General features: G+C 62.9%; 15 protein-coding genes, 1 other RNA gene and 1 pseudogene. 2 read left to right on the forward strand and 15 right to left on the reverse strand.

Annotated features, from left to right (window positions below; all coding sequences use genetic code 11):
* Positions 1-128 precede the first annotated feature (128 nt).
* The gene (aqpZ, locus tag F3Y30_RS16720) at positions 129-815 is read right to left on the reverse strand and encodes an aquaporin Z (protein WP_203423833.1); all 687 of its coding nucleotides are present in this window, start codon (positions 813-815) and stop codon (positions 129-131) included.
* A 322-nt stretch (positions 816-1,137) separates the two neighbouring features.
* Here aqpZ and F3Y30_RS16725 point away from each other — a divergent pair, with 322 nt between their 5' ends.
* The gene (locus tag F3Y30_RS16725; protein WP_203423834.1) at positions 1,138-2,448 is read left to right on the forward strand and encodes an MFS transporter; all 1,311 of its coding nucleotides are present in this window, start codon (positions 1,138-1,140) and stop codon (positions 2,446-2,448) included.
* Between the two features lie 156 nt (positions 2,449-2,604).
* Positions 2,605-3,705 (forward strand): metallophosphoesterase, encoded by a 1,101-nt coding sequence (locus F3Y30_RS16730; RefSeq protein WP_203423835.1) that lies wholly within the window; start codon positions 2,605-2,607, stop codon positions 3,703-3,705.
* A gap of 73 nt (positions 3,706-3,778) precedes the next feature.
* Here the strand turns inward: F3Y30_RS16730 and murB are convergent, their stop codons facing one another.
* The 14 genes and pseudogenes from murB to F3Y30_RS16800 all read right to left on the reverse strand — a co-directional run bounded on the left by murB (position 3,779) and on the right by F3Y30_RS16800 (position 19,085).
* Complete coding sequence (gene murB, locus F3Y30_RS16735) at positions 3,779-4,753, reverse strand: UDP-N-acetylmuramate dehydrogenase (RefSeq protein WP_203423836.1); 975 nt, start codon at positions 4,751-4,753, stop codon at positions 3,779-3,781.
* Positions 4,750-6,164 (reverse strand): annotated as a pseudogene (gene murC, locus F3Y30_RS16740) (UDP-N-acetylmuramate--L-alanine ligase). The gene murB and the pseudogene murC overlap by 4 nt, the downstream one beginning before the upstream one ends.
* Positions 6,161-7,285: an undecaprenyldiphospho-muramoylpentapeptide beta-N-acetylglucosaminyltransferase gene (gene murG / locus F3Y30_RS16745; protein ID WP_203423837.1), complete on the reverse strand. Its 1,125-nt coding sequence runs from the start codon at positions 7,283-7,285 to the stop codon at positions 6,161-6,163. The pseudogene murC and the gene murG overlap by 4 nt, the downstream one beginning before the upstream one ends.
* A 28-nt stretch (positions 7,286-7,313) precedes the next feature.
* Complete coding sequence (ftsW, locus tag F3Y30_RS16750) at positions 7,314-8,468, reverse strand: putative lipid II flippase FtsW (RefSeq protein WP_203423838.1); 1,155 nt, start codon at positions 8,466-8,468, stop codon at positions 7,314-7,316.
* Positions 8,469-8,480: 12 nt separating this feature from the next.
* Complete coding sequence (gene murD / locus F3Y30_RS16755) at positions 8,481-9,884, reverse strand: UDP-N-acetylmuramoyl-L-alanine--D-glutamate ligase (protein WP_203423839.1); 1,404 nt, start codon at positions 9,882-9,884, stop codon at positions 8,481-8,483.
* A gap of 4 nt (positions 9,885-9,888) precedes the next feature.
* Positions 9,889-10,989, reverse strand: coding sequence for a phospho-N-acetylmuramoyl-pentapeptide-transferase (gene mraY / locus F3Y30_RS16760; RefSeq protein ID WP_203423840.1), 1,101 nt, complete (start codon positions 10,987-10,989; stop codon positions 9,889-9,891).
* 120 nt (positions 10,990-11,109) lie between these two features.
* Entirely contained in the window at positions 11,110-12,543 is a 1,434-nt protein-coding gene (locus F3Y30_RS16765) for a UDP-N-acetylmuramoylalanyl-D-glutamyl-2,6-diaminopimelate--D-alanyl-D-alanine ligase (RefSeq protein ID WP_203423841.1), read from the reverse strand.
* Positions 12,540-13,991, reverse strand: coding sequence for a UDP-N-acetylmuramoyl-L-alanyl-D-glutamate--2,6-diaminopimelate ligase (locus F3Y30_RS16770; RefSeq protein ID WP_203423842.1), 1,452 nt, complete (start codon positions 13,989-13,991; stop codon positions 12,540-12,542). The genes F3Y30_RS16765 and F3Y30_RS16770 overlap by 4 nt, the downstream gene beginning before the upstream one ends.
* 66 nt (positions 13,992-14,057) lie before the next feature.
* A complete protein-coding gene (locus F3Y30_RS16775; RefSeq protein ID WP_203423843.1) occupies positions 14,058-15,806 on the reverse strand; it encodes a penicillin-binding protein 2 in 1,749 nt (582 codons plus the stop codon).
* Entirely contained in the window at positions 15,806-16,219 is a 414-nt protein-coding gene (locus tag F3Y30_RS16780) for a hypothetical protein (protein WP_203423844.1), read from the reverse strand. The genes F3Y30_RS16775 and F3Y30_RS16780 overlap by 1 nt, the downstream gene beginning before the upstream one ends.
* Positions 16,220-16,222: 3 nt before the next feature.
* On the reverse strand, positions 16,223-17,248 hold the full coding sequence (rsmH, locus tag F3Y30_RS16785; protein ID WP_203423845.1) for a 16S rRNA (cytosine(1402)-N(4))-methyltransferase RsmH: 1,026 nt from the start codon (positions 17,246-17,248) through the stop codon (positions 16,223-16,225).
* A gap of 14 nt (positions 17,249-17,262) precedes the next feature.
* On the reverse strand, positions 17,263-17,703 hold the full coding sequence (gene mraZ, locus F3Y30_RS16790) for a division/cell wall cluster transcriptional repressor MraZ (RefSeq protein WP_203423846.1): 441 nt from the start codon (positions 17,701-17,703) through the stop codon (positions 17,263-17,265).
* Positions 17,704-18,118: 415 nt separating this feature from the next.
* Positions 18,119-18,513, reverse strand: an RNA gene (rnpB, locus tag F3Y30_RS16795) — RNase P RNA component class A.
* 116 nt (positions 18,514-18,629) lie between these two features.
* A complete protein-coding gene (locus tag F3Y30_RS16800; protein ID WP_203426654.1) occupies positions 18,630-19,085 on the reverse strand; it encodes a lytic transglycosylase domain-containing protein in 456 nt (151 codons plus the stop codon).
* Positions 19,086-19,173 lie beyond the last annotated feature (88 nt).

Below are 19,173 nucleotides of genomic sequence, written 5' to 3' on the forward strand. Positions count from 1 at the left end.
GACGCGATTCCCTTCTTGGAATCAGAGAGTTGCGGCTTGCGCAAGTAGTCGTGAGCGGAAGGACAAAAAACGAAGGACCCGCCGCGGATTGCGCGACGGGTCCTTGCTTGCGAGAAGTGCTGGCAGGTTCAGCTCCCCTCGCCGACCGCCTTCCAGGCCACCCCGCCAAGCGCCCCGCCGACGATCGGGGCGAGCCAGAACAGCCAGAGCTGCCCCAGCGCCCAGTCCCCCACGAAGAGGGCCACGCCCGTGGAACGCGCGGGATTGACGGAGGTGTTTGTGACCGGAATGGAGACCAGATGGATAAGTGTCAGCGCAAGCCCGATCGCGATCGGGGCGAATCCCGCAGGCACACGGCCGCTCGTCGCCCCGAGAATGATGAAGATGAACATGAAGGTCATCACGACCTCCGTCACCAGCGCCGACGTCAGGGCATAGCCGCCCGGCGAATGTTCCCCGTAACCGTTCGAAGCAAAACCACCGAGCTCGAACCCCGGCTTGCCGGTGGCGATCCCGTAGAGGACGGCTGCGGCGACGATCGCGCCGGCCACCTGCACGACGATGTAGGGCAAGAGGCTGGAAGCGGGAAACTTCCCGGCAACCGTCAGTCCGACCGAGACGGCCGGGTTGAAATGTCCGCCGGATATGCCGCCGACAGCATAGGCCATGGTCAGCACCGTAAGGCCGAAGGCCAGCGCAACGCCGACGAATCCGATACCGAGACCGGGAAAGCCCGCGGCAAGCACCGCACTGCCGCACCCGCCGAACACAAGCCAGAATGTACCGAGAAATTCCGCAGAAAGCTTCTTGAGCATGCCACTCGCTCCCTCATGCGTTGATCGCGAAATCAAGTTCCCGTTGAGAGCGAGTCGCGTCAAGTGAATTGGAGTTCCGGTACGCGCAATAAGTGTCGACGGTAGTGGATCGGTCAATTCAGGCGACCATGCCAGCCATCGCGCTTGAGGACATTTTTGCGCAACAAACGATCAAAACTATCCAGCATGCGCAATTCCGAGAATTATAATTTCGATTTCGTCCGATTTTCGATGCTTTTATTGTTTTCCTTTGCGCTCGTCTGCTCTATGACGCGCATGCTGCCTCCCAAGACGGCAAAAACCAACAACAAGGCCAAGAACCATGAGTGACGCTACTTCCACGGTGTCACCGACCGCAAAGCATTTGAATGTTCCCGCCAGTAACTCGCCGGCGCGTGTCCTCTTCGCAAGCTTGGTCGGTACGACCATCGAATTCTTTGATTTCTACGTCTATGCAACGGCCGCGGTGATCATCTTCCCGCACCTGTTCTTCCCGGCATCCGACCCGACCTCGGCAATGCTGCAGTCCTTCGCAACCTTCTCCATCGCCTTCTTCGCCCGACCGATCGGCGCCGTGCTTTTCGGCCATTTCGGCGACAAGGTCGGCCGCAAGGCAACACTGGTCGCGGCCCTGGTGACTATGGGACTGTCGACGGTGGTGATCGGTCTCCTGCCGACTTACGAAAGCATCGGCGTCGCCGCTCCGCTCCTCCTCGCACTGTGCCGCTTCGGCCAGGGCCTCGGGCTTGGCGGCGAATGGGGCGGCGCGGTGCTGCTCGCGACCGAGAACGCACCGCCCGGCAAGCGTACCTGGTACGCCATGTTCCCGCAGCTCGGCGCGCCGATCGGCTTCATCCTGTCCGCCGGCACGTTCCTCATTCTCGGGGAAGTGATGGCGAACGAGGCGTTCCTCTCCTGGGGATGGCGCATTCCGTTCGTCGCAAGCATCCTTCTCGTGATCATCGGCCTTTATGTCCGACTCAAGATCACCGAGACGCCGGAGTTCCAGAAGGCCATCGACAAGCACGAGCGCGTGCAGGTTCCGGTCACGACGATCTTCAAGTCCTACAAGCGCAACCTGCTCCTCGGCACGTTCACCGCGCTGGCGACCTTCGTGCTCTTCTATCTGATGACCGTCTTCTCGCTGTCGTGGGGCACCACGAAACTCGGCTACACGCGCGAGCAGTTCCTGGTGATCCAGATGACCGGTGTCGTCTTCTTCGGGCTGATGATTCCGGTTTCGGGCCTCCTCTCGGATCGCTACGGCCGCCGCCTCATGCTGATCCTGACCTCGATCGGCATCGCAGTTTTCGGCGCCTTCATGGGACCGCTGCTGGCCGCCGGCACCCTCGGAGCCATCGCCTGCTCGATCATCGGTTTCGGCCTGATGGGCATGACCTATGGTCCGATCGGCGCAGCCCTTGCCTCGCCCTTCCCGACATCGGTGCGCTACACGGGAGCGTCGATGACCTTCAACCTCGCAAGCATCTTCGGAGCGTCGCTCGCTCCCTACATCGCCACCTGGCTTGCCACGACCTACAGCCTGAACTTCGTCGGCTACTACCTGCTGGCGGCGGCGGTCCTCACGCTGGTCTGCCTCCTGCTGTCGCGCGAGAGCGAAGTCTCGGCCTGACGGATCGGGAACCATGCAATCGGGCAAGGGCCGCGGAGCAATCCGCGGCCCTTGTCGTTTCGGGGCACCGGCAGCCGTGGTTGCCGATAGCCCCGGTTGCCTGTGTTCGAAGCCCCCTCTACAATCGTCACGGGAATAACGGACGTGGAGGAAGACTTGCTGTCGAGACGTACCGTCCTGAGGCGCGGAATTGGGTTCACGCTTGCCCTGTCGCTTCCGGCGACAACCGGACGCTCTGCCCAGCGCGCGGCAACGGATGTGACATTCCTGTTCATCAATGACGTCCACGCCTGCCGCATGGGAGATGGGCTCAGCCCGAACTGCGCGGATGAAGGCAAGACGGACGCAAATCTCCTTCGCCATGTCTCGGCACTGAACGGCATTCGGGCGCACCGCTGGCCGAGTGAAATCGGCGGCAAGCCAACGGGACTTGCAAGCGCCGGCGAAGCGATCGATCGCCCAAGGGGGGTCGTGATCTGCGGCGACGTTACCGATGACGGCGGCGGCCAGACGGCCGAACCCGAGGAAGGCGCGCAGCTGTTGCAGTTCTCCCATCGCTACCAGCAAGGGACCGGCCCCGACCGCATCCACTATCCGGTTTATGTGGGGCTCGGAAATCATGATCTGGACCAGGATGGCAGACCGCCCCAAATCGACTGGTATCGCGACGAGCTGCGCGACTACGTTCGGCTGAACCACAAGCCGAGCGCGTTCTTCAAGGCAGTGGCGCCGGCCGACAACTACGACGCCGTATCGGACAGCTATTCCTGGAACTGGGGAAACCTGCACCTCGTCCAGCTACACCGCTATGCCGGCGATACCAACAAGGGTGCGGCGAGCAGTCTTGATTGGCTCCACAGGGATCTGGCCGCATACGCAAGCGACGGCCGCCCGGTGGTGATGTTCCAGCACTACGGCTGGGATCCCTTCTCTCTCGAGCGCTGGAACCCCGCCCGCACCACTTTCGACGATGACGGCACGGGAACGCCCCACTGGTGGGACGAGGCCGAGAGGCAGGCGCTCTGGAAGGCGATTGATGGGTACAACGTCGTCGGCATTTTCCATGGGCACGAGCACGACACGGCCATGGCCTACAAGGTCAACGACGTCGACATATTCAAGGCGAAGGCGGCATACATGGGTGGCTTCGGCGTCTGCCGGGTCACGGACCACGCGATGGACGTCGCCCTTGGAGAGATCGGCCCTACGCGCGGCAGCGTCGTTTTCTCCACCGCTTTCAGCAAGAAGATCGGATGAGGCAAAGGCGCTGGCCAAGGGGGACCTTCGGCCACCCCTGGCTCAAATCCGGGATCCTAGTGCGCGTTGCGGCCTATTCGCTTGTAACGCCGAGGAACGGGCGAACTTCGCGTCCCGGCATGAAGACGCCGATGCGCTTGATTTCCCAGTGCAGCTTGATCCCTGAGTTCTCGAAGACCTCGCGGCGGACGTGCTCGCCCAGATACTCCAGATCATAGCCGGTCGCCTGCCCGATGTTGATCATGAAGTTGCAGTGGAGCGACGACATCTGCGCACCGCCGATCACCAGCCCGCGGCATCCGGCCTCGTCGATCACCTTCCAGGCCGAATGACCCTCGGGGTTCTTGAAGGTTGAACCGCCGGTCTTCTCGCGTATAGGCTGAACGGTCTCCCGGTGGTGCCGCACGGCGTCCATGCGGGCACGGATTTCCGTCTTTTCACCCGCATAGCCTTCGAAGACGGCGTGCGTGAAGATCAGGCCCTCGGGCGCTGACGAATGACGGTAGCTGTAGCCCATTTCGGCATTGGTCAGGACGTGCTTCGTGCCCGTGCGATCGACCGCATGGACCTCTACGACGCGGTCCTTGGTCTCGTCGCCGTTTGCGCCAGCATTCATGCGGAGCGCGCCGCCGATCGACCCGGGAATGCCGTAGTAGAACTCGAGGCCACCGATGCCGTTGTCGAGCGCCATTGCGGCAAGGTTCTTGTCCGGGCAGATCGCGCCCGCCTTGATGCGGTTCTCGCCAACGATTTCGAGGTCCCCGAAGCCCTTCGCCGAAAGGCGTATGACCACGCCCGGAATGCCGCCATCGCGCACGAGAAGGTTGGAGCCGACACCCACCACCATAAGTGGCACGCTCTCCGGCACGAGCTTCAGAAACGTCACAAGATCGTCGACGTCATGGGGATGAAACATGAGCTCGGCAAGCCCACCGGCCTGGAACCAGGTGACGCGGTCCATGGGTGCATCCGGCGTCAGGCGTCCGCGAACGTCCTTGATACCGTCGCCGAGCGACGCCAGAAGCTTTGCACCATCCACCTGTTTCATGCCGTTGTTCCCGAAATGCCTGCAAGTTCCTTCGGCAGCGCGTGTGCCCAGTATGTAATGCTGCCAGCCCCCAAGAGAACCACAAAGTCGCCAGGCTTTGCAATGGATGCAACCAGCGGTGCGAGCGCTTCGGGCCCTTCGAGGAAGCGTGCATCACGGTGGCCACCGGATTTTATGCGTGAAACCAACGCCTCGGAAGTCACGCCGTCGATCGCATCTTCGCCCGCCGCATAGATCGGCGCGAGCAATACCGTATCCGCGTCGTTGAAGCAGCCGGCAAACTCCTCGAAGAGGCTGTGAACGCGGCTGTAGCGGTGCGGCTGATGAATGGCGATGATCCTGCCGTTGCAGGCTTCGCGCGCCGCTCTCAGCACCGCCTTGATCTCGACCGGATGGTGGCCGTAGTCGTCATAGATGCTGACGCCCTGCCATTCGCCTGTGAGCGTGAAGCGACGCTTCACGCCGCCGAAGGATGCGAGCCCGCGCGCAATGTCTTCCGGCTTGATTCCGAGACGCTGTGCGACCGCGATGGCCGCGGTGGCGTTCGACACATTGTGACGGCCAGGCATCGGCAGGCGCAGGTCCTTGAGCGAAATCACCTGGCCCGTGCGGCGGCGACGGATTTCGACGTCGAAAACCGAGGTCGCGCCATCCATGCGGATGTTGCCGAAGCGCACGTCGGCCTGCGGGTTTTCGCCATAGGTGATGACCTTGCGGTCCTCGATCCGGCTGACCATCGACTGGACTTCGGGGTGGTCGAGGCACATCACGCCGAAGCCGTAGAAAGGAACGTTTTCGACGAACTGGCGGAAAGCGGCGCGCACGGCGTCGAAGTTGCCATAGTGGTCGAGATGCTCGGGATCGATGTTGGTCACAACCGCGACTTCGGCCGGAAGCTTGAGGAAGGTTCCATCAGACTCGTCTGCCTCTACGACCATCCACTCGCCCTCGCCCATGCGGGCGTTGGTTCCATAGGCATTGATGATCCCCCGTTGATGACGGTAGGATCGAGACCACCGGCATCGAGGAGGGTAGCGACCATGGAGGTCGTCGTCGTCTTGCCGTGCGTACCGCCGATAGCGATCGCGTTGCGGAACCGCATGAGTTCGGCCAGCATCTCCGCGCGGCGAACGACTGGCAGCAGCTTCTCGCGCGCGGCGACCAGCTCGGGATTGCTCTTTTTGATGGCCGTCGACACTACGACCACTTCGGCGTCACCGAGATTCTCGGCAACATGCCCCACGAACACCTGGATGCCCTTTTCGCGCAGCCGCTGCACATTGGCGCTGTCGGACTGGTCGGAGCCCTGAACGCGATGGCCGAGATTGTGCAGCACCTCCGCGATGCCGCTCATGCCGATCCCGCCGATCCCGATGAAATGAACGAGCCCTATGCTCTGCGGCATCTTCATGGCCGTTCTCCCTTGAACTCTGCAATCGTTTTGCCGCCCGCAATAGCCTCTACCATGTCGGCGAGCAAGCTTGTCGCTTCCGGCTTTCCGGCTTTCCGGGCATTTGCGGCCATTTCTGCCATCTTCCCGGGCGTCTTCATTGATTCGACAAGTATAGCGCTCAGACGCTCCACAGTCAGTTCGGCCTGAGGGATGACCTGCGCACCACCTTCGGCGGCAAGAGCAGCCGCATTCGCCGCCTGGTCATGGTCGAGCGCGTATGGGTAGGGAACGAGGATCGCGGGACGCCCGATGACGGAGAGTTCGGACACGGTCGAGGCGCCAGACCGGCAAATGACGAGATGCGCCCTCGCGATCCTTTCGGCCATGTCGGAGAAGAACGGAGAGACCTCGGCGGGAACGTCGAGCTTGTCGTAGATCGACACCACACCTTCCCTGTCTTCCGGCCGTGCCTGCTGGGTGATGCGCAGACGTGCCCGCTTTGCCTCCGGCAGGCGCGAGACGGCCTGCGGGACGGCGGTGGAGAAGAACTGCGCCCCCTGGCTGCCGCCGAACACGACCAGCCGGAACTCGGCGCCGGCTTCCGAAGGCTCGTAGGGAATGGTGGCGGCGGCATGCACGGCCGGGCGGACCGGATTGCCGGTGGCCACGGTCTTCGCCGCATAGGTGCCACCCGTCTCGGGGAGGAAACCACCGGCGATCGCCTGGACGCGCGAGGCAAGCGCCTTGTTGGCGCGCCCCATCACCGCATTCTGCTCGTGGATCATCGACGGAATGCCGAGCCCGGTCGCCGCGAGAAGCGGTGGAACGGTGGGATAGCCGCCGAACCCGACAACGACCCGCGGCTTGATCCGCGACAGCAGGCGCCGCGCCACGCGGATCCCGCGCCAGAGCGTCAGCAGCGAGCGCGCCACCTTCAACGGGTTCTTCGACCCGATGGTGGCCGAAGGGACGACATGGATCTGGTCGGCCGGGAACTTGCCCGCAAACCGCTCGGCACGGCTGTCCGTCACGAGATGGACGGACCAGCCCTTGGCTTTGAGCGCGTGGGCCAGTGCCTCGGCAGGAAACAGGTGTCCGCCGGTGCCCCCGGCGGCGAGCAGAATTATGCCCTTTGTCATCAGATCTGCTCCATGAACTCCGCGCCGCTCATTCAGCTGGCGCGATGATACCACCACGGAAAAGGCTGCGTTCGGAGGCGCGCTTCTCCGGCCGATGGCGTGTGAGTGCCAGAATGAACCCGGCCGTCACGCAGATTGCGGTCATCGAAGAGCCCCCGTAGGAGATCAGCGGCAGGGTCATGCCCTTGGCGGGCAGCAGTTCGAGGTTCACGCCGACGTTGATCATCGACTGGATGCCGATCTGCAGCACGAGACCCGCGACCGCGAAGCGGGTGAAATCGTTGCGCTCCCGGAAGGCGTGGTTCAGGCCGCGAAGCACCACGAAGGCGAAGATGGCGACCAGCACCATGCAGAAGACGATGCCGAACTCCTCGGCTGCGACCGAGAAGATGAAGTCGGTGTGGCTGTCCGGGATGATCCGCTTGACGATCCCTTCCCCGGGTCCCTGTCCGAACCAGTCGCCGCGGATGATCGCCTCGCGTGCGGTGTCCACCTGGAACGTATCGCCCTCGCCGGTGAGGAAGCGGTCGATACGGCCGGCAACGTGCGGGAACAGGAAGTAGGCCGAAACGAAGCCACCGACGGCAAGACCGCCGAGAAGCACGATCCAGATCCAGGGCATGCCGGCCATGAAGAACATTCCGCCCCACACTGCGGTGGTGAGGATCGTCTGTCCAAGGTCGGGCTGTGCCACCAGCAGGGCCGCGACGATACCGAATAGTATGATCGCAAAGAGGTTGCCCGGGATTTCCGGCTGGCGCGCATGCTCGGAGAACAGCCAGGCGCAGATCACCACGAAGGCGGGCTTCATGAACTCGGAAGGCTGGATCGAAAGTCCGGCGATCGTGATCCAGCGCCGGGAGCCCTTCACCTCGACGCCGAAGAACAGGGCCAGCACCATCATCGCAAGAGAGACGATGAGCAGGATCATCGCCGTTCGCCGCACCTGGCGTGGCGACAGGAATGAGATGCCGATCATCACGGCGATCGCCGGGATCAGGAACATCGCGTGCCGCTTGACGAAGTGGAAGCTGTCGAGGCCGAGGCGCTCCGCGACGGCGGGGCTCGCGGCGAAGGACAGCATGAAGCCGATCCCCATCAACAGGATGAAGGCCGCAAGGAAGAACCTGTCTATCGTCCAGAACCAATCGGCGACTGGACCACGCTCGGCACGGCTAACCATGACTGTCCCCTTTTATCCTTTTTCCCCGACAAGCATCGTCACCCCCGGCAGAGCCGCAACGTGACCAACGAAGGCATCACCCCTGACTTCGAAGTTCTTGTACTGGTCGAAGCTTGCGCAGGCCGGTGATAGCATCACCGCCGACGGGCCTTTTTCATCCCGCTCCGCGTCGGCCGCCGCATGCGCGACGGCGCGCTCGAGCGTGCCCGAAATTTCGTAGGACGTGTCGTCGCCCAGCGTGGCAGCGAAGGCGGGCGCCGCCTCCCCGATCAGATAGGCCTTCACGATCCGCGGGAAGAACCCACGAAGGGACGTGATGCCGCCCTCCTTCGGGAGCCCTCCGGCGATCCAGTAGATGCGCTCATAGCTCGAAAGAGCCGGCGCCGCCGCATCGGCATTCGTCGCCTTGCTGTCGTTCACGAAGACGACGTCGCCCTTGCGAGCGACCGGCTGCATGCGATGCTTCAGGCCGGGGAAGGAGGAAAGCCCCTTCAAGATTTCAGCCTCGCTGATTCCGACCGCCAGGCAGGCCGCAATCGCCGCTGCTGCGTTCTGGGCGTTGTGGCTGCCCCGAAGGGTCTGGATCGCGGACAGGTCGGCGATTTCGCGCGACGTTCCGCCGCGAGCGAACAGAAGACGCGCGCCTTCGGCATAGATCCCGTCAGCCACCACGTTTCGGCGAGAAATTCGCACTACGCGGCGTCCGGCCCGCTCAACCCGATCGGCGATCAGCGTCGAAAATGTATCGTCGACACCGACGATCGCCGTTTGGCTACCGGCCGCGAGCCGTTCCTTGATGTCGGCATAGTGCTGCATCGTTCCGTGGCGATCGAGGTGGTCGGGCGTGAGGTTGAGCAGTATCCCCGCGGTCGGATCGAGCGAGGGAGCAAGGTCGATCTGGTAGGAGGAGCACTCGACCACGTAGAAGCGGCCGGCCTTCGGCGGCTCAAGAGTCAGGATCGCCGTACCGATGTTTCCACCCAGCTGCGTGTCGCGGCCTGCTTCCCTCAGGATATGGGCGATGAGCGCCGTCGTCGTGGACTTGCCGTTGGTGCCCGTGATCGCGATGAAAGGGCAATCGGGCGCATAGGCCCGCCGTTCGCGAACGAAAAGCTCGACGTCCCCGATGATCTCGACACCCGCAGCATGGGCGAGATCGACGGTCCAGTGGGGCTTCGGATGGGTCAGCGGAACGCCGGGAGAAAGCACGAACGCGGAAACCCGTGACCACTCCACCTGTCGGAGGTCCTGTGTAGCGATACCCGAGGCGAGTGCTTTTTCCACGCTGTCCGGGTTGTCATCCCAGGCAATGACATTGGCCCCGCCGGCCGAAAGCGCCATTGCGGTGGCGAGCCCGGAGCCGCCGAGGCCGAAGAGTGCGACCGTCCTGCCCTTGAAGGTGGTGACCGGGATCATCGCGTCACCGCAGCTTGAGGGTCGAAAGGCCGATCATGGCGAGAATGACCGCAATGATCCAGAAACGGATCACGACCTGGCTTTCCGTCCAGCCCTTCTTTTCGAAATGGTGGTGGATGGGTGCCATCAGGAAGACGCGCTTGCCCGTCAGCTTGAACGACGCCACCTGGATGATCACCGACATGGTTTCCATGACGAAGAGGCCGCCGATGATGGCCATCACGATCTCATGCTTGGTGGCGACGGCGACCGTTCCGATGAGACCGCCCAGCGCGAGAGATCCCGTGTCGCCCATGAAGATGGCGGCCGGCGGTGCATTGAACCAGAGGAAGCCCAGACCGGCGCCGATGACGGCGCCCATGATGACGGCGAGCTCGCCCGTGCCCGGCACGAAATGGATCTGGAGGTAGTTGGAGAAGACCGCGTTACCGGCGAGATAGGCGATGACGCCGAAGGAAGCCGCGGAGATCATGACCGGAACGGTGGCGAGACCGTCGAGGCCGTCCGTGAGGTTTACCGCGTTACCGGCGGCGACGATCACGAAGCCGCCGAACAGCACGAAGAAGATGCCGAGATTGAGCAGCAGGTCCTTGAAGAACGGGAACGCGACCGACGAACCGAATGTCGAGCCTGCGGTTCCCGCGGAAAGCGCGGCCCGCATGATGAAGAAGGTGGCGATGCCCGCGATCAGGAACTCGAGACCGAGGCGCGCCTTGCCCGAAAATCCCTTGTCGGTCTGCTTGGTGACCTTGAGATAGTCGTCATAAAAGCCGATCGCGCCGAAGCCGAGGGTCACGAGCAGCGTCGCAACCACGTAGACGTTCGACAGGTCGGCCCAAAGCAATGCGCTTCCGACGATCCCGGCGAGGATCATGAGACCGCCCATGGTCGGGGTGCCGGCCTTCTTGAAGTGCGTCTGGGGGCCGTCGGCCCTGATCGGCTGCCCTTTGCCCTGGCGCACGCGCAGGGACGAAATGATCGTCGGTCCGAACAGAAACACGATAAGTGCGGAGGTGAAGAGCGCCGCGCCGGTGCGAAAGGTAATGTACCGAAACAGGTTGAACACCTGGATAGTGTCCGCCAGTTCGACGAGCCAGAGCAGCATTCTTACCCTTTCCCCAAAGGTTCCCGGCAGTCCCGGCCGCCGGAATCACCGGATCAAAGGATAGCCGCATCAATCTTACATGTGTGAGGTTCGGCGGGATCTCGCCCGGCCGGTCCCCCGTTAATTCGCCGGCCCCGTGTCGGAGAATGGCTGATACTTGTCAAGCAACGCCGCAACGATGCTGCTGAAACCCGTGCCCTTCGAGGATTTAACCACAAGAACATCGCCCGCCCGGACGGCGCCGACGACAAATGGCACCAGCTGGTCTGTGTTCTCGCGATACTCGCCTCGCACGGATTCGGGCAATACGTCCTTGAGTGCCTTCATCTCGGGCCCGCCGAGCCAGACATCCTCGATGCCCGCATCTGCAAGAGGCCCTGCGAGCTCACCGTGGACCGCCGACGAAAACTCGCCCATTTCGAGCATATCGCCGAGCACGGCAATCCGCCGCCCCTCGCCCTGCGGAATGCTGTCGCGCAGCAGCGCGATCGCCGCCCGCATCGAAGCAGGATTGGCGTTGTAGCTCTCATCGATGAGCGTGAAGGAACCGTCGCCCACGGCCAGCTTGTAGCGACGTCCCCGTCCCTTTTCCGGCTTCATGGTCGAAAGACCGATCATGACCTTCTCGATGTCGGCGCCGACGAGGCTCGCCGCCCCGAGCACAGCCACGGCATTCTCCGCGATGTGTCTGCCCGGAGCGCCCATGGGTATCTCGAGCGTCTGGCCCGCCACCGCAGCCCACAGAACACTGCCCTCAGGACCGTTGGTATATTCAATGAGCCTGAATTCAGCCTGCGGATGAGCGCCGAATGTGTGAATGTTCTTCACACCTGACGCCTGCGCCGCCGCCTCCAGCTGCTGGAACTGTTCGCTGTCGCGGGTGATCAGCGCGTGACCGCCGGGCGCGACGCCTTCGAATATCTCCGATTTCGCGGCCGCGATCTCCGAAAGGTCCTTGAAATTGCCGAGGTGAGCAGCCGCGATCGACGTAACGACGGCCACATGCGGGCGCACCATCTTGACCAGCGGCCTGATTTCATCGGGATGGTTCATGCCGATCTCGAAAACGCCATAGCTGGTGTTTTCCGGCATGCGGGCGAGCGTCAGCGGCACGCCCCAGTGATTGTTGAACGAAGCGACCGACGCGTGGACGCTGCCACAATCGGACAGCGCGTGGCGCAGCATTTCCTTGGTGGTGGTCTTGCCGACCGACCCCGTGACGGCGATGACCTTTGCAGCACTTCTGTCGCGTGCGGCGCAGCCGAGATCCACCAGCGCCTGCAGCACGTCCGGCACGACGATCATCGGTACCGTGAGGCGCCCGAGCGCGGGAAGCTTACCCTCGCTGACGACCAGCAGGCCCGCGCCGTTCGCCATCGCGAAACTGGCGAAGTCGTGGCCGTCGACCCTGTCGCCCTTGATGGCGAAGAAGGCCTCGCCCTCTGCGACCGATCGGCTGTCGATCGAGATGCCCGTTATGCCGGGCGGCGGGTTTCCGAACGGGCGGCCATGCATTGCCGCGATGAGATCTTCGCTTGTCCAGAGCCAGTTCACGGGTTGGCCTCCTCCAGAGCTTTGCGGAGTTCCGCATGGTCGGAGAACGGCAACGTGACAGACCCTATGGTCTGCCCCTCCTCATGGCCCTTCCCCGCAACGATGAGCGTGTCGCCCGACTTCAGGAGAGAGACGGCAGCTCGAATTGCCTCGGCGCGGTCGCCGATTTCGGTGGCGCCACGTGCGCCCATCATGATTTCCGCGCGAATGGCTTCCGGAATCTCCGAACGCGGATTGTCGTCAGTCACGATCACCACGTCTGCAAGGCGGGTGGCGATTTCACCCATGATCGGGCGCTTGCCCTTGTCCCGGTCGCCGCCGCAACCAAACACCACGACCACCCGGCCGGTGGTGAACGGGCGAACGGAGCTCAGCACGTTTTCCAGGGCGTCGGGCTTGTGGGCATAGTCCACATAGGCGAGAGCGCCGTTTCGCGCGTGCCCCACCAACTCGAGGCGACCGGAAGCACCGATCAGCTTCTCGAGCGCGGCCATCGCCTCGGCCGCCGGTACGCCCGTCGACATGGCAAGGCCAGCGGCAACCAGTGCGTTTGCGACCTGGAAATCGCCCGCGAGCGGTATGTGTACCTCGAAAATGTCATCGCCGAAGTGGATCTCGGCCGTCTGCTTGTGGCGGAAATGCTCCACCCGCTTCAGGGAAAGATAGCTTCCCTTGCGTCCGACCGTGCGCACGTCGGCGCCCGCCTTGCGCGCGGCGTCGATAGCCGGACCCGACCATTCGTCGTCAGCGAAAATAACAGCAGGCGCGCCCTGCGGCAGCAGCGTATCGAACAGCCGCATCTTTGCGGCCATGTAGTGCTCGACCGTTGGATGGTAGTCCATGTGGTCGCGGCCAAGGTTGGTGAAGCCGGCGGCCGAAAGGTGGACGCCATCGAGCCGCGACTGGTCGAGCCCGTGGCTCGAGGCCTCCATGGCAGCATGGGTGACGCCGCTGTCTGCGAGTTCGGCGAGAAGGCGGTGAAGCGACACCGGATCAGGCGTCGTCAGCGAACCGTAGTCATTACGCCCGGGTGCAACCACGCCGGTGGTGCCGATCATCGCGGCCGGATGTCCGGCGTACTGCCAGATCTGGCGCGTGAAGGAGGCGACGGAAGTCTTCCCGGCCGTTCCTGTCACGGCAACCATCGTCCGCGGCTGCCGGCCGAAGAGGCGTGCTGCGGCGATCGCCAGGAACCGGCGCGGTTCCGCGACCTCGAAGACCGGGACATCGGCCATGATCCGCGCGCCGCGTGCGGTGACGACGGCAGCAGCACCACGCGCCACGGCATCCTCGATGAACGCAGCACCGTCTGTCTTGGTGCCGTGAAGCGCCACGAACAGATCGCCCGGCACGACCTTGCGGCTATCCGAGGCAATGCCGCCGACTTCGACGGGAGCCGCGGCGGCAAGGTCTGGAAAATCGCTACCGGCAAGATCTCTGGTGTTCATGGTCTGCTCTGTTCTGTTTTCGGTTCGGCCCTCGCATCCGAGTCGCCCGACTCGTTCATTCACCGCTCAATAAGACACGAGCAAGGCAGACCCGTCTTCTCCGAATTTCGGCTTTACACCGAGAAGCGCAGCCGAGCGCCGGATGATTTCGCGAACCATCGGCGCGGCGTTCGAACCTGCCGTGCGACCGCCACCCTCGCCCGTCTTCGGCGCGTCGATGAAGGTCAGCACGACATATTGCGGATTGTCGATCGGGAATGCCGCCAGGAAGGCATTGAAGTTCAGTCCCTGCGCATAGCGGCCATTCACCACCTTGTCGGCCGTCCCGGTCTTTCCGCCGACGTTGAAGCCGGGAACCAGGGCGTGCTTGCCGGACCCGTGTGTGGCGTTCCAGCGCATCAGGAACCGCATGTCGTCGCTCGTGCTCTGCTTGATGACGGGCTGGGCAACGGCGTCCGCCTCTTCGCGCGTCCGCGGCAGGAACGTCGGCTCGATGAGCTTTCCGCCGTTCATCAGGGCCGCACCCGCAACCGCGGTCTGGAGCGGCGTCGTGGAAACACCGTGGCCGAAGGAGATCGTGATCGAGTTGATCTTCTTCCATTCGCGCGGCTGGCTCGGCATCTTCACTTCCGGCAACTCGGTCTCAAGCTTCGAGAGCAGGCCGAGACGGGTGAGGAACTCCTTGTGCCCCTCGATGCCGATGATGTCGGCCATCTTGGCCGTGCCGATGTTCGACGAATACTGGAAGATCTCCGGCACGGTCAGCACGCGGTGCTTGCCGTGGAAGTCCTTGATGGTGAAGCCGCCGATTCGGATCGGGAAGCGCGCGTCGAAACTGTCCCGGAGCGTCACCTTGCCGGAATCGAGCGCCATCGCCGTGGTAAAGCTCTTGAAGGTCGAGCCCATCTCGAAGGTGCCGTTGGACATGCGGTTCAGCCAGCCGTCCTTGGCGCCTTCGGCCGGATTGTTCGGATCGTAGTCCGGCACGGATGCCATCGCCAGGACTTCGCCCGTGTGAACGTCGAGCACGACAGCACCGGCGGCAATGGCCTCGTACTTCTTGATGCCATCCGCGATTACGTCGCGTACGATCGCCTGGACCCTGAGGTCGATCGAAAGGCGCACCGGTTCCAGCTTCGCGTCGCTCGTCATGCCGATGGCTGCGAGATCCGCGAGCCCCTGCCCGTCGATGTAGCGTTCCATGCCCGCGATGCCGCGGTTGTCGATGTTGACGTGGCCGACGATATGGGAAGCCGTGGCGCCGCCCGGATAGAAGCGGCGCTTTTCCGGCCGGAACCCGATGCCGGGAATGCCGAGCGCCAGGATGCTGCTCTGCTGCTTCGGCGTGAGTTGCCGGCTGAGCCACTGGAACCGGGAATTGGACACGAGCTTCTTGTACGTCGCGCGGCTGTCGAGGTCCGGCAGGACGGTCCGCAGAAGTTCGATCGCCTCGTCGGCATCGACGATCTTGTGGGGTTCCGCATAAAGGGAGACGGTGCGGATATCGGTCGCAAGGATCTCGCCGTTGCGATCGACGATATCCGGGCGCGACGCCATGAGGTGGTCGGCAGGCCCTATGCTGGAAACCGCTTCCGGCGCGGCCATGCCGTATTGCACGAGGCGTCCGCCGATGACGCAGTAGACCAGGCCGAAGCAGGTGATGATCACGGCGACGCGGCTGCGCGCCTGGGCGCCGGTCTTCTTGCGCGTTCCGACGAACGTACCCTCGTGGCGCCCGCCATGCGGACGGTTGTTACCGCCCGATGAGATGTGCGCCTTGGCCTTGATCACCATGATTCTCGAGAGAAACGACATCAGTCAGCCACCGAGCCTGTTGAGATATTGTCCGTATCGGAAGAGTTGTCCGTCTTGGCGATTTTCGCCGTGTTCTTTCCACCCTTCCCGCCCTTTCCGCCATCCTCTTCCGGCGGAGGCAGGTCAGCGACGCGCATTGGCAGTTCACTCGGCTGGGCAAGTTGCGTCGATTCGGTCGGGACCAGCTTGAGGTCCTCCGAGAATGAACCCACCAGGCGGTTCAGCCGATTGGGCTGCGTGAGAAGGGCCCAGTCCGCCTTCAGGAGATCGATCGTGTCTTCCTCGAGCTTGATTTCCGCATCGAGCTTGCGGACTTCCTCGAGCTTGTTCTCGGCCTGGTGCTTGATGGAATAGGTCACGGTCGCTGCCGTGGTCATCACGGCGATGAGTATGATGTCGAGTGTTCGCAGCATCCGTCAGCCTCCAATCTTTTCAAGGCTAGCAAGGTTCGGCAGATCGAATATCGAAAGGTCGTCCTTCCCCGCTGGCGCGGCCGTGCGCTCGCCGGCCCTCAGCTTCGCGGATCGGGCACGCGGATTAGCGGTGCATTCCTCCTCACTGGCGACCACCATAGACTTGCCGACTGGTGCGAAGATTACCAATCGCTCATGGACTTGCGGTAGATGGCGGGAGCCGGCCGTCTTGCCGGACCGATCGAGGAAGAACTTCTTGACGATACGATCTTCCAGCGAATGAAAGCTGACGACGACAAGCCGTCCGCCGGGCTTCAGAGCCTGCTCGGCTGCAAACAGCGCGCGGGAAAGTTCCCCCAGCTCGTCGTTGACGAAGATCCTGAGCGCCTGGAAGACGCGGGTCGCCGGATGGATCTTGTCCTTGGCCTTCCTCGGCGTAACGATCTCGATAAGTCCGGAAAGATCGCGCGTGGTGACGAAGGGCTCTTCGGCGCGGCGCTTCTCGATTGCTCGTGCGATGCGACCGGCCTGCTTTTCCTCGCCGAGGAAGCCGAAGATGCGGATGAGATCCGACACCTTTGCCCGGTTGACCACGTCGGCGGCGGAAACACCTTCGCCGGACATGCGCATGTCGAGCGGACCGCTCTTCTGAAACGAAAAGCCCCGCTCCGCCTCGTCGATCTGCATGGAGGAAACGCCGATGTCTAGGACGACACCGTCGAGGCCACCATGAGGAGCATGGCGCGCAAGATCGGAGAAACGGGAATGGATCAGCTTCAGGTGCCCTGCGGAGGCATCGACGAGAGCCTGGCCGCCGGCTATCGCGCTCGGATCCCGATCAAGCCCGATCACGTCCGCACCCGCGCTCAGGAGCGCCGAGCTGTAGCCACCGGCTCCGAACGTGCCATCGAGAATGAGCTTCCCGGGAGCAGGCGCCAGCGCCTCCACGACTTCGTTGAGAAGAACCGGAATGTGGCGAATCGATCCGCCATCGGCTTCAGTAGAACCTCCGCCAATCTCCGCCGTCATCCCGATTCTCCGCTTTACCCCGAGCCCAGAGCCTTTTGCCTGCGCTCTCCCCGGGCCGCCGCTTGCATAGCCTCGAATGTCTGCGGCGCCCACAACTGAAAATGATCCGCCCGCCCCACAAAGGTTACGTCCGTCGTGATGCCCGTGAAGTCGCGGATGAAATCCGTGACCATGAGCCGCCCTTCGGAGTCGAGCTTCATGAAGACGCCGCCCCCGTGAATGAGGAGCGACATCTGGTTCGCCGCCGGCGAGAAGGGATCCTCGCTGGAGATCTGCCTCTCGAATCGATCGAGCAGGTCCGGACCGCCGACGCTGATCGCCGGAAAAATGAAATCCTGGAAGCAATACAGCTCCCGGATGTCGCGCTGCGACAAAACCGACCGAAACGCCGAGGGGACGGAGACCCGCCCCTTGGCATCGATCCTGTTCGTTGCATTGGACAGGAACCGGTTCATGACAAGATACTGCCGTTTCCCCTGCCGAGACACTGTGCATCTGCCCCGGCGCTACAATCAAAAACCCGAACGCAAACTCGACCTTCAACACGACACGAGTTGCGCGTGAAGCCCCAGGTCGGAACTGACCGATACTTTGCGATGGCTGGGCGTTCATTCGCCCTTTTGAAGTATGGCTATGGGATAACATGGGACCATATGGGCGTCAATGGGAACAGACCGGAATCCGGGCATCGAAACTGTCGATCGTTTATAAGCTGTTAAGTTTAACAAATGGTTAGGAAATGCATCTCAACGCCTTGTTAAGGCGTCAGGAATCGGCGCGATGATCCCCTCGTCGCAGCACGCTCAAGGGAGCGCCGTTCCCGATAAATCAGTCACTTAGCGTGATGGAAGAATTTGGGGCCGAGTGTTTTTTGCCAGTTGGCCTGTAAGCCGGGTTCTGTATGGCTCCGGCCGAAACCGGAACGTGGCAGCCATTCATCTGGGACCGGATTTGCATCCGGCCTCTTGCAACCCACCCGGATGACCGGCCCGGAAACGGGCTGAAACACCGGAGTGCTTCGCGTCATCCCTATTCGGTCTTGCTCCCGGTGGGGTTTGCCGTGCCGCCCATGTTGCCATGCGCGCGGTGGGCTCTTACCCCACCCTTTCACCCTTACCTCCCGAAGGAGGCGGTTTGCTTTCTGTGGCACTTTCCCTAGGGTCACCCCCGCCGGACGTTATCCGGCACCGTGTTTCCGTGGAGCCCGGACTTTCCTCCCCCGCGGCCTTTCGGCACTTGCGGAGCGCGGCTGCCCGGCCAACTGGCCCGCGCTCCTTAGCCGAGGCGGACAGCAAACACCAGAGAGGTCTTGATTTTTGTCGTCGCGCAGAATGCGCGACAACGGCGGGCGCGGCCAGGAACGGCAGCGCCCACAGGCCCATCAGTTCAGGATGCTCTGAACCTTGCCGCAATAGGCCCGGGAAACCGGGTTCATGCGCTTGGCCGCATGGCCGGCATTGTACTTGAGAATCGTCCCGCAGGTCGTGCCGCCGCCGAGCTCGTGCGCCACGGACAGATATTTCATGCCGAACTTGATGTTCGTCTCGGGATCATAGAGCCCCTTTGCCGAACCGCTGTAGCCCATCATGCGGGCCGTCGCCGGCTTGATCTGCATGAGGCCGATTTCACCGGACGTGCCGCGGGCATTCGGATTGAAATTGCTCTCGACCCGGACAACGGCGTGGGCGAGCTCAACGGGAACCCCGTATTGGCGCGCATAGGTGTGGATGAGATCGGTGTAGCCGACCGGCGCTTCCGCCTTGGGATATCCCGTCGTGGACGATGCCGTCTTGAGCTTGGATGTGCCGATCACGTCACCCTCGCCGGCACTTTCCATACCCTGTTTTCCGCCCCGGTCCTTGACCTTCAGCGATACCTGGGTGCCCTTGCCCCCGGGGGAACCATCTGCGGCACTCGCCGCATCT

It is taken from the genome of Sinorhizobium sp. BG8 (assembly GCF_016864555.1).
Classification (GTDB): domain Bacteria; phylum Pseudomonadota; class Alphaproteobacteria; order Rhizobiales; family Rhizobiaceae; genus BG8.

What these genes read in the sequence shown, in the direction of transcription:
- mraY (WP_203423840.1), bottom strand. Translation starts at nt 10,989, where the DNA reads ATGCTGCTCTGGCTCGTCGAACTGGCGGACACTATCCAGGTGTTCAAC.
- mraZ (WP_203423846.1), bottom strand. Translation starts at nt 17,703, where the DNA reads ATGAACCGGTTCCTGTCCAATGCAACGAACAGGATCGATGCCAAGGGG.
- F3Y30_RS16770 (WP_203423842.1), bottom strand. Translation starts at nt 13,991, where the DNA reads ATGAACACCAGAGATCTTGCCGGTAGCGATTTTCCAGACCTTGCCGCC.
- murD (WP_203423839.1), bottom strand. Translation starts at nt 9,884, where the DNA reads ATGATCCCGGTCACCACCTTCAAGGGCAGGACGGTCGCACTCTTCGGC.
- F3Y30_RS16800 (WP_203426654.1), bottom strand. Translation starts at nt 19,085, where the DNA reads ATGGAAAGTGCCGGCGAGGGTGACGTGATCGGCACATCCAAGCTCAAG.
- aqpZ (WP_203423833.1), bottom strand. Translation starts at nt 815, where the DNA reads ATGCTCAAGAAGCTTTCTGCGGAATTTCTCGGTACATTCTGGCTTGTG.
- F3Y30_RS16775 (WP_203423843.1), bottom strand. Translation starts at nt 15,806, where the DNA reads ATGTCGTTTCTCTCGAGAATCATGGTGATCAAGGCCAAGGCGCACATC.
- rsmH (WP_203423845.1), bottom strand. Translation starts at nt 17,248, where the DNA reads ATGACGGCGGAGATTGGCGGAGGTTCTACTGAAGCCGATGGCGGATCG.
- F3Y30_RS16780 (WP_203423844.1), bottom strand. Translation starts at nt 16,219, where the DNA reads ATGCTGCGAACACTCGACATCATACTCATCGCCGTGATGACCACGGCA.
- murG (WP_203423837.1), bottom strand. Translation starts at nt 7,285, where the DNA reads ATGACAAAGGGCATAATTCTGCTCGCCGCCGGGGGCACCGGCGGACAC.
- ftsW (WP_203423838.1), bottom strand. Translation starts at nt 8,468, where the DNA reads ATGGTTAGCCGTGCCGAGCGTGGTCCAGTCGCCGATTGGTTCTGGACG.
- murB (WP_203423836.1), bottom strand. Translation starts at nt 4,753, where the DNA reads ATGAAACAGGTGGATGGTGCAAAGCTTCTGGCGTCGCTCGGCGACGGT.
- F3Y30_RS16725 (WP_203423834.1), top strand. Translation starts at nt 1,138, where the DNA reads ATGAGTGACGCTACTTCCACGGTGTCACCGACCGCAAAGCATTTGAAT.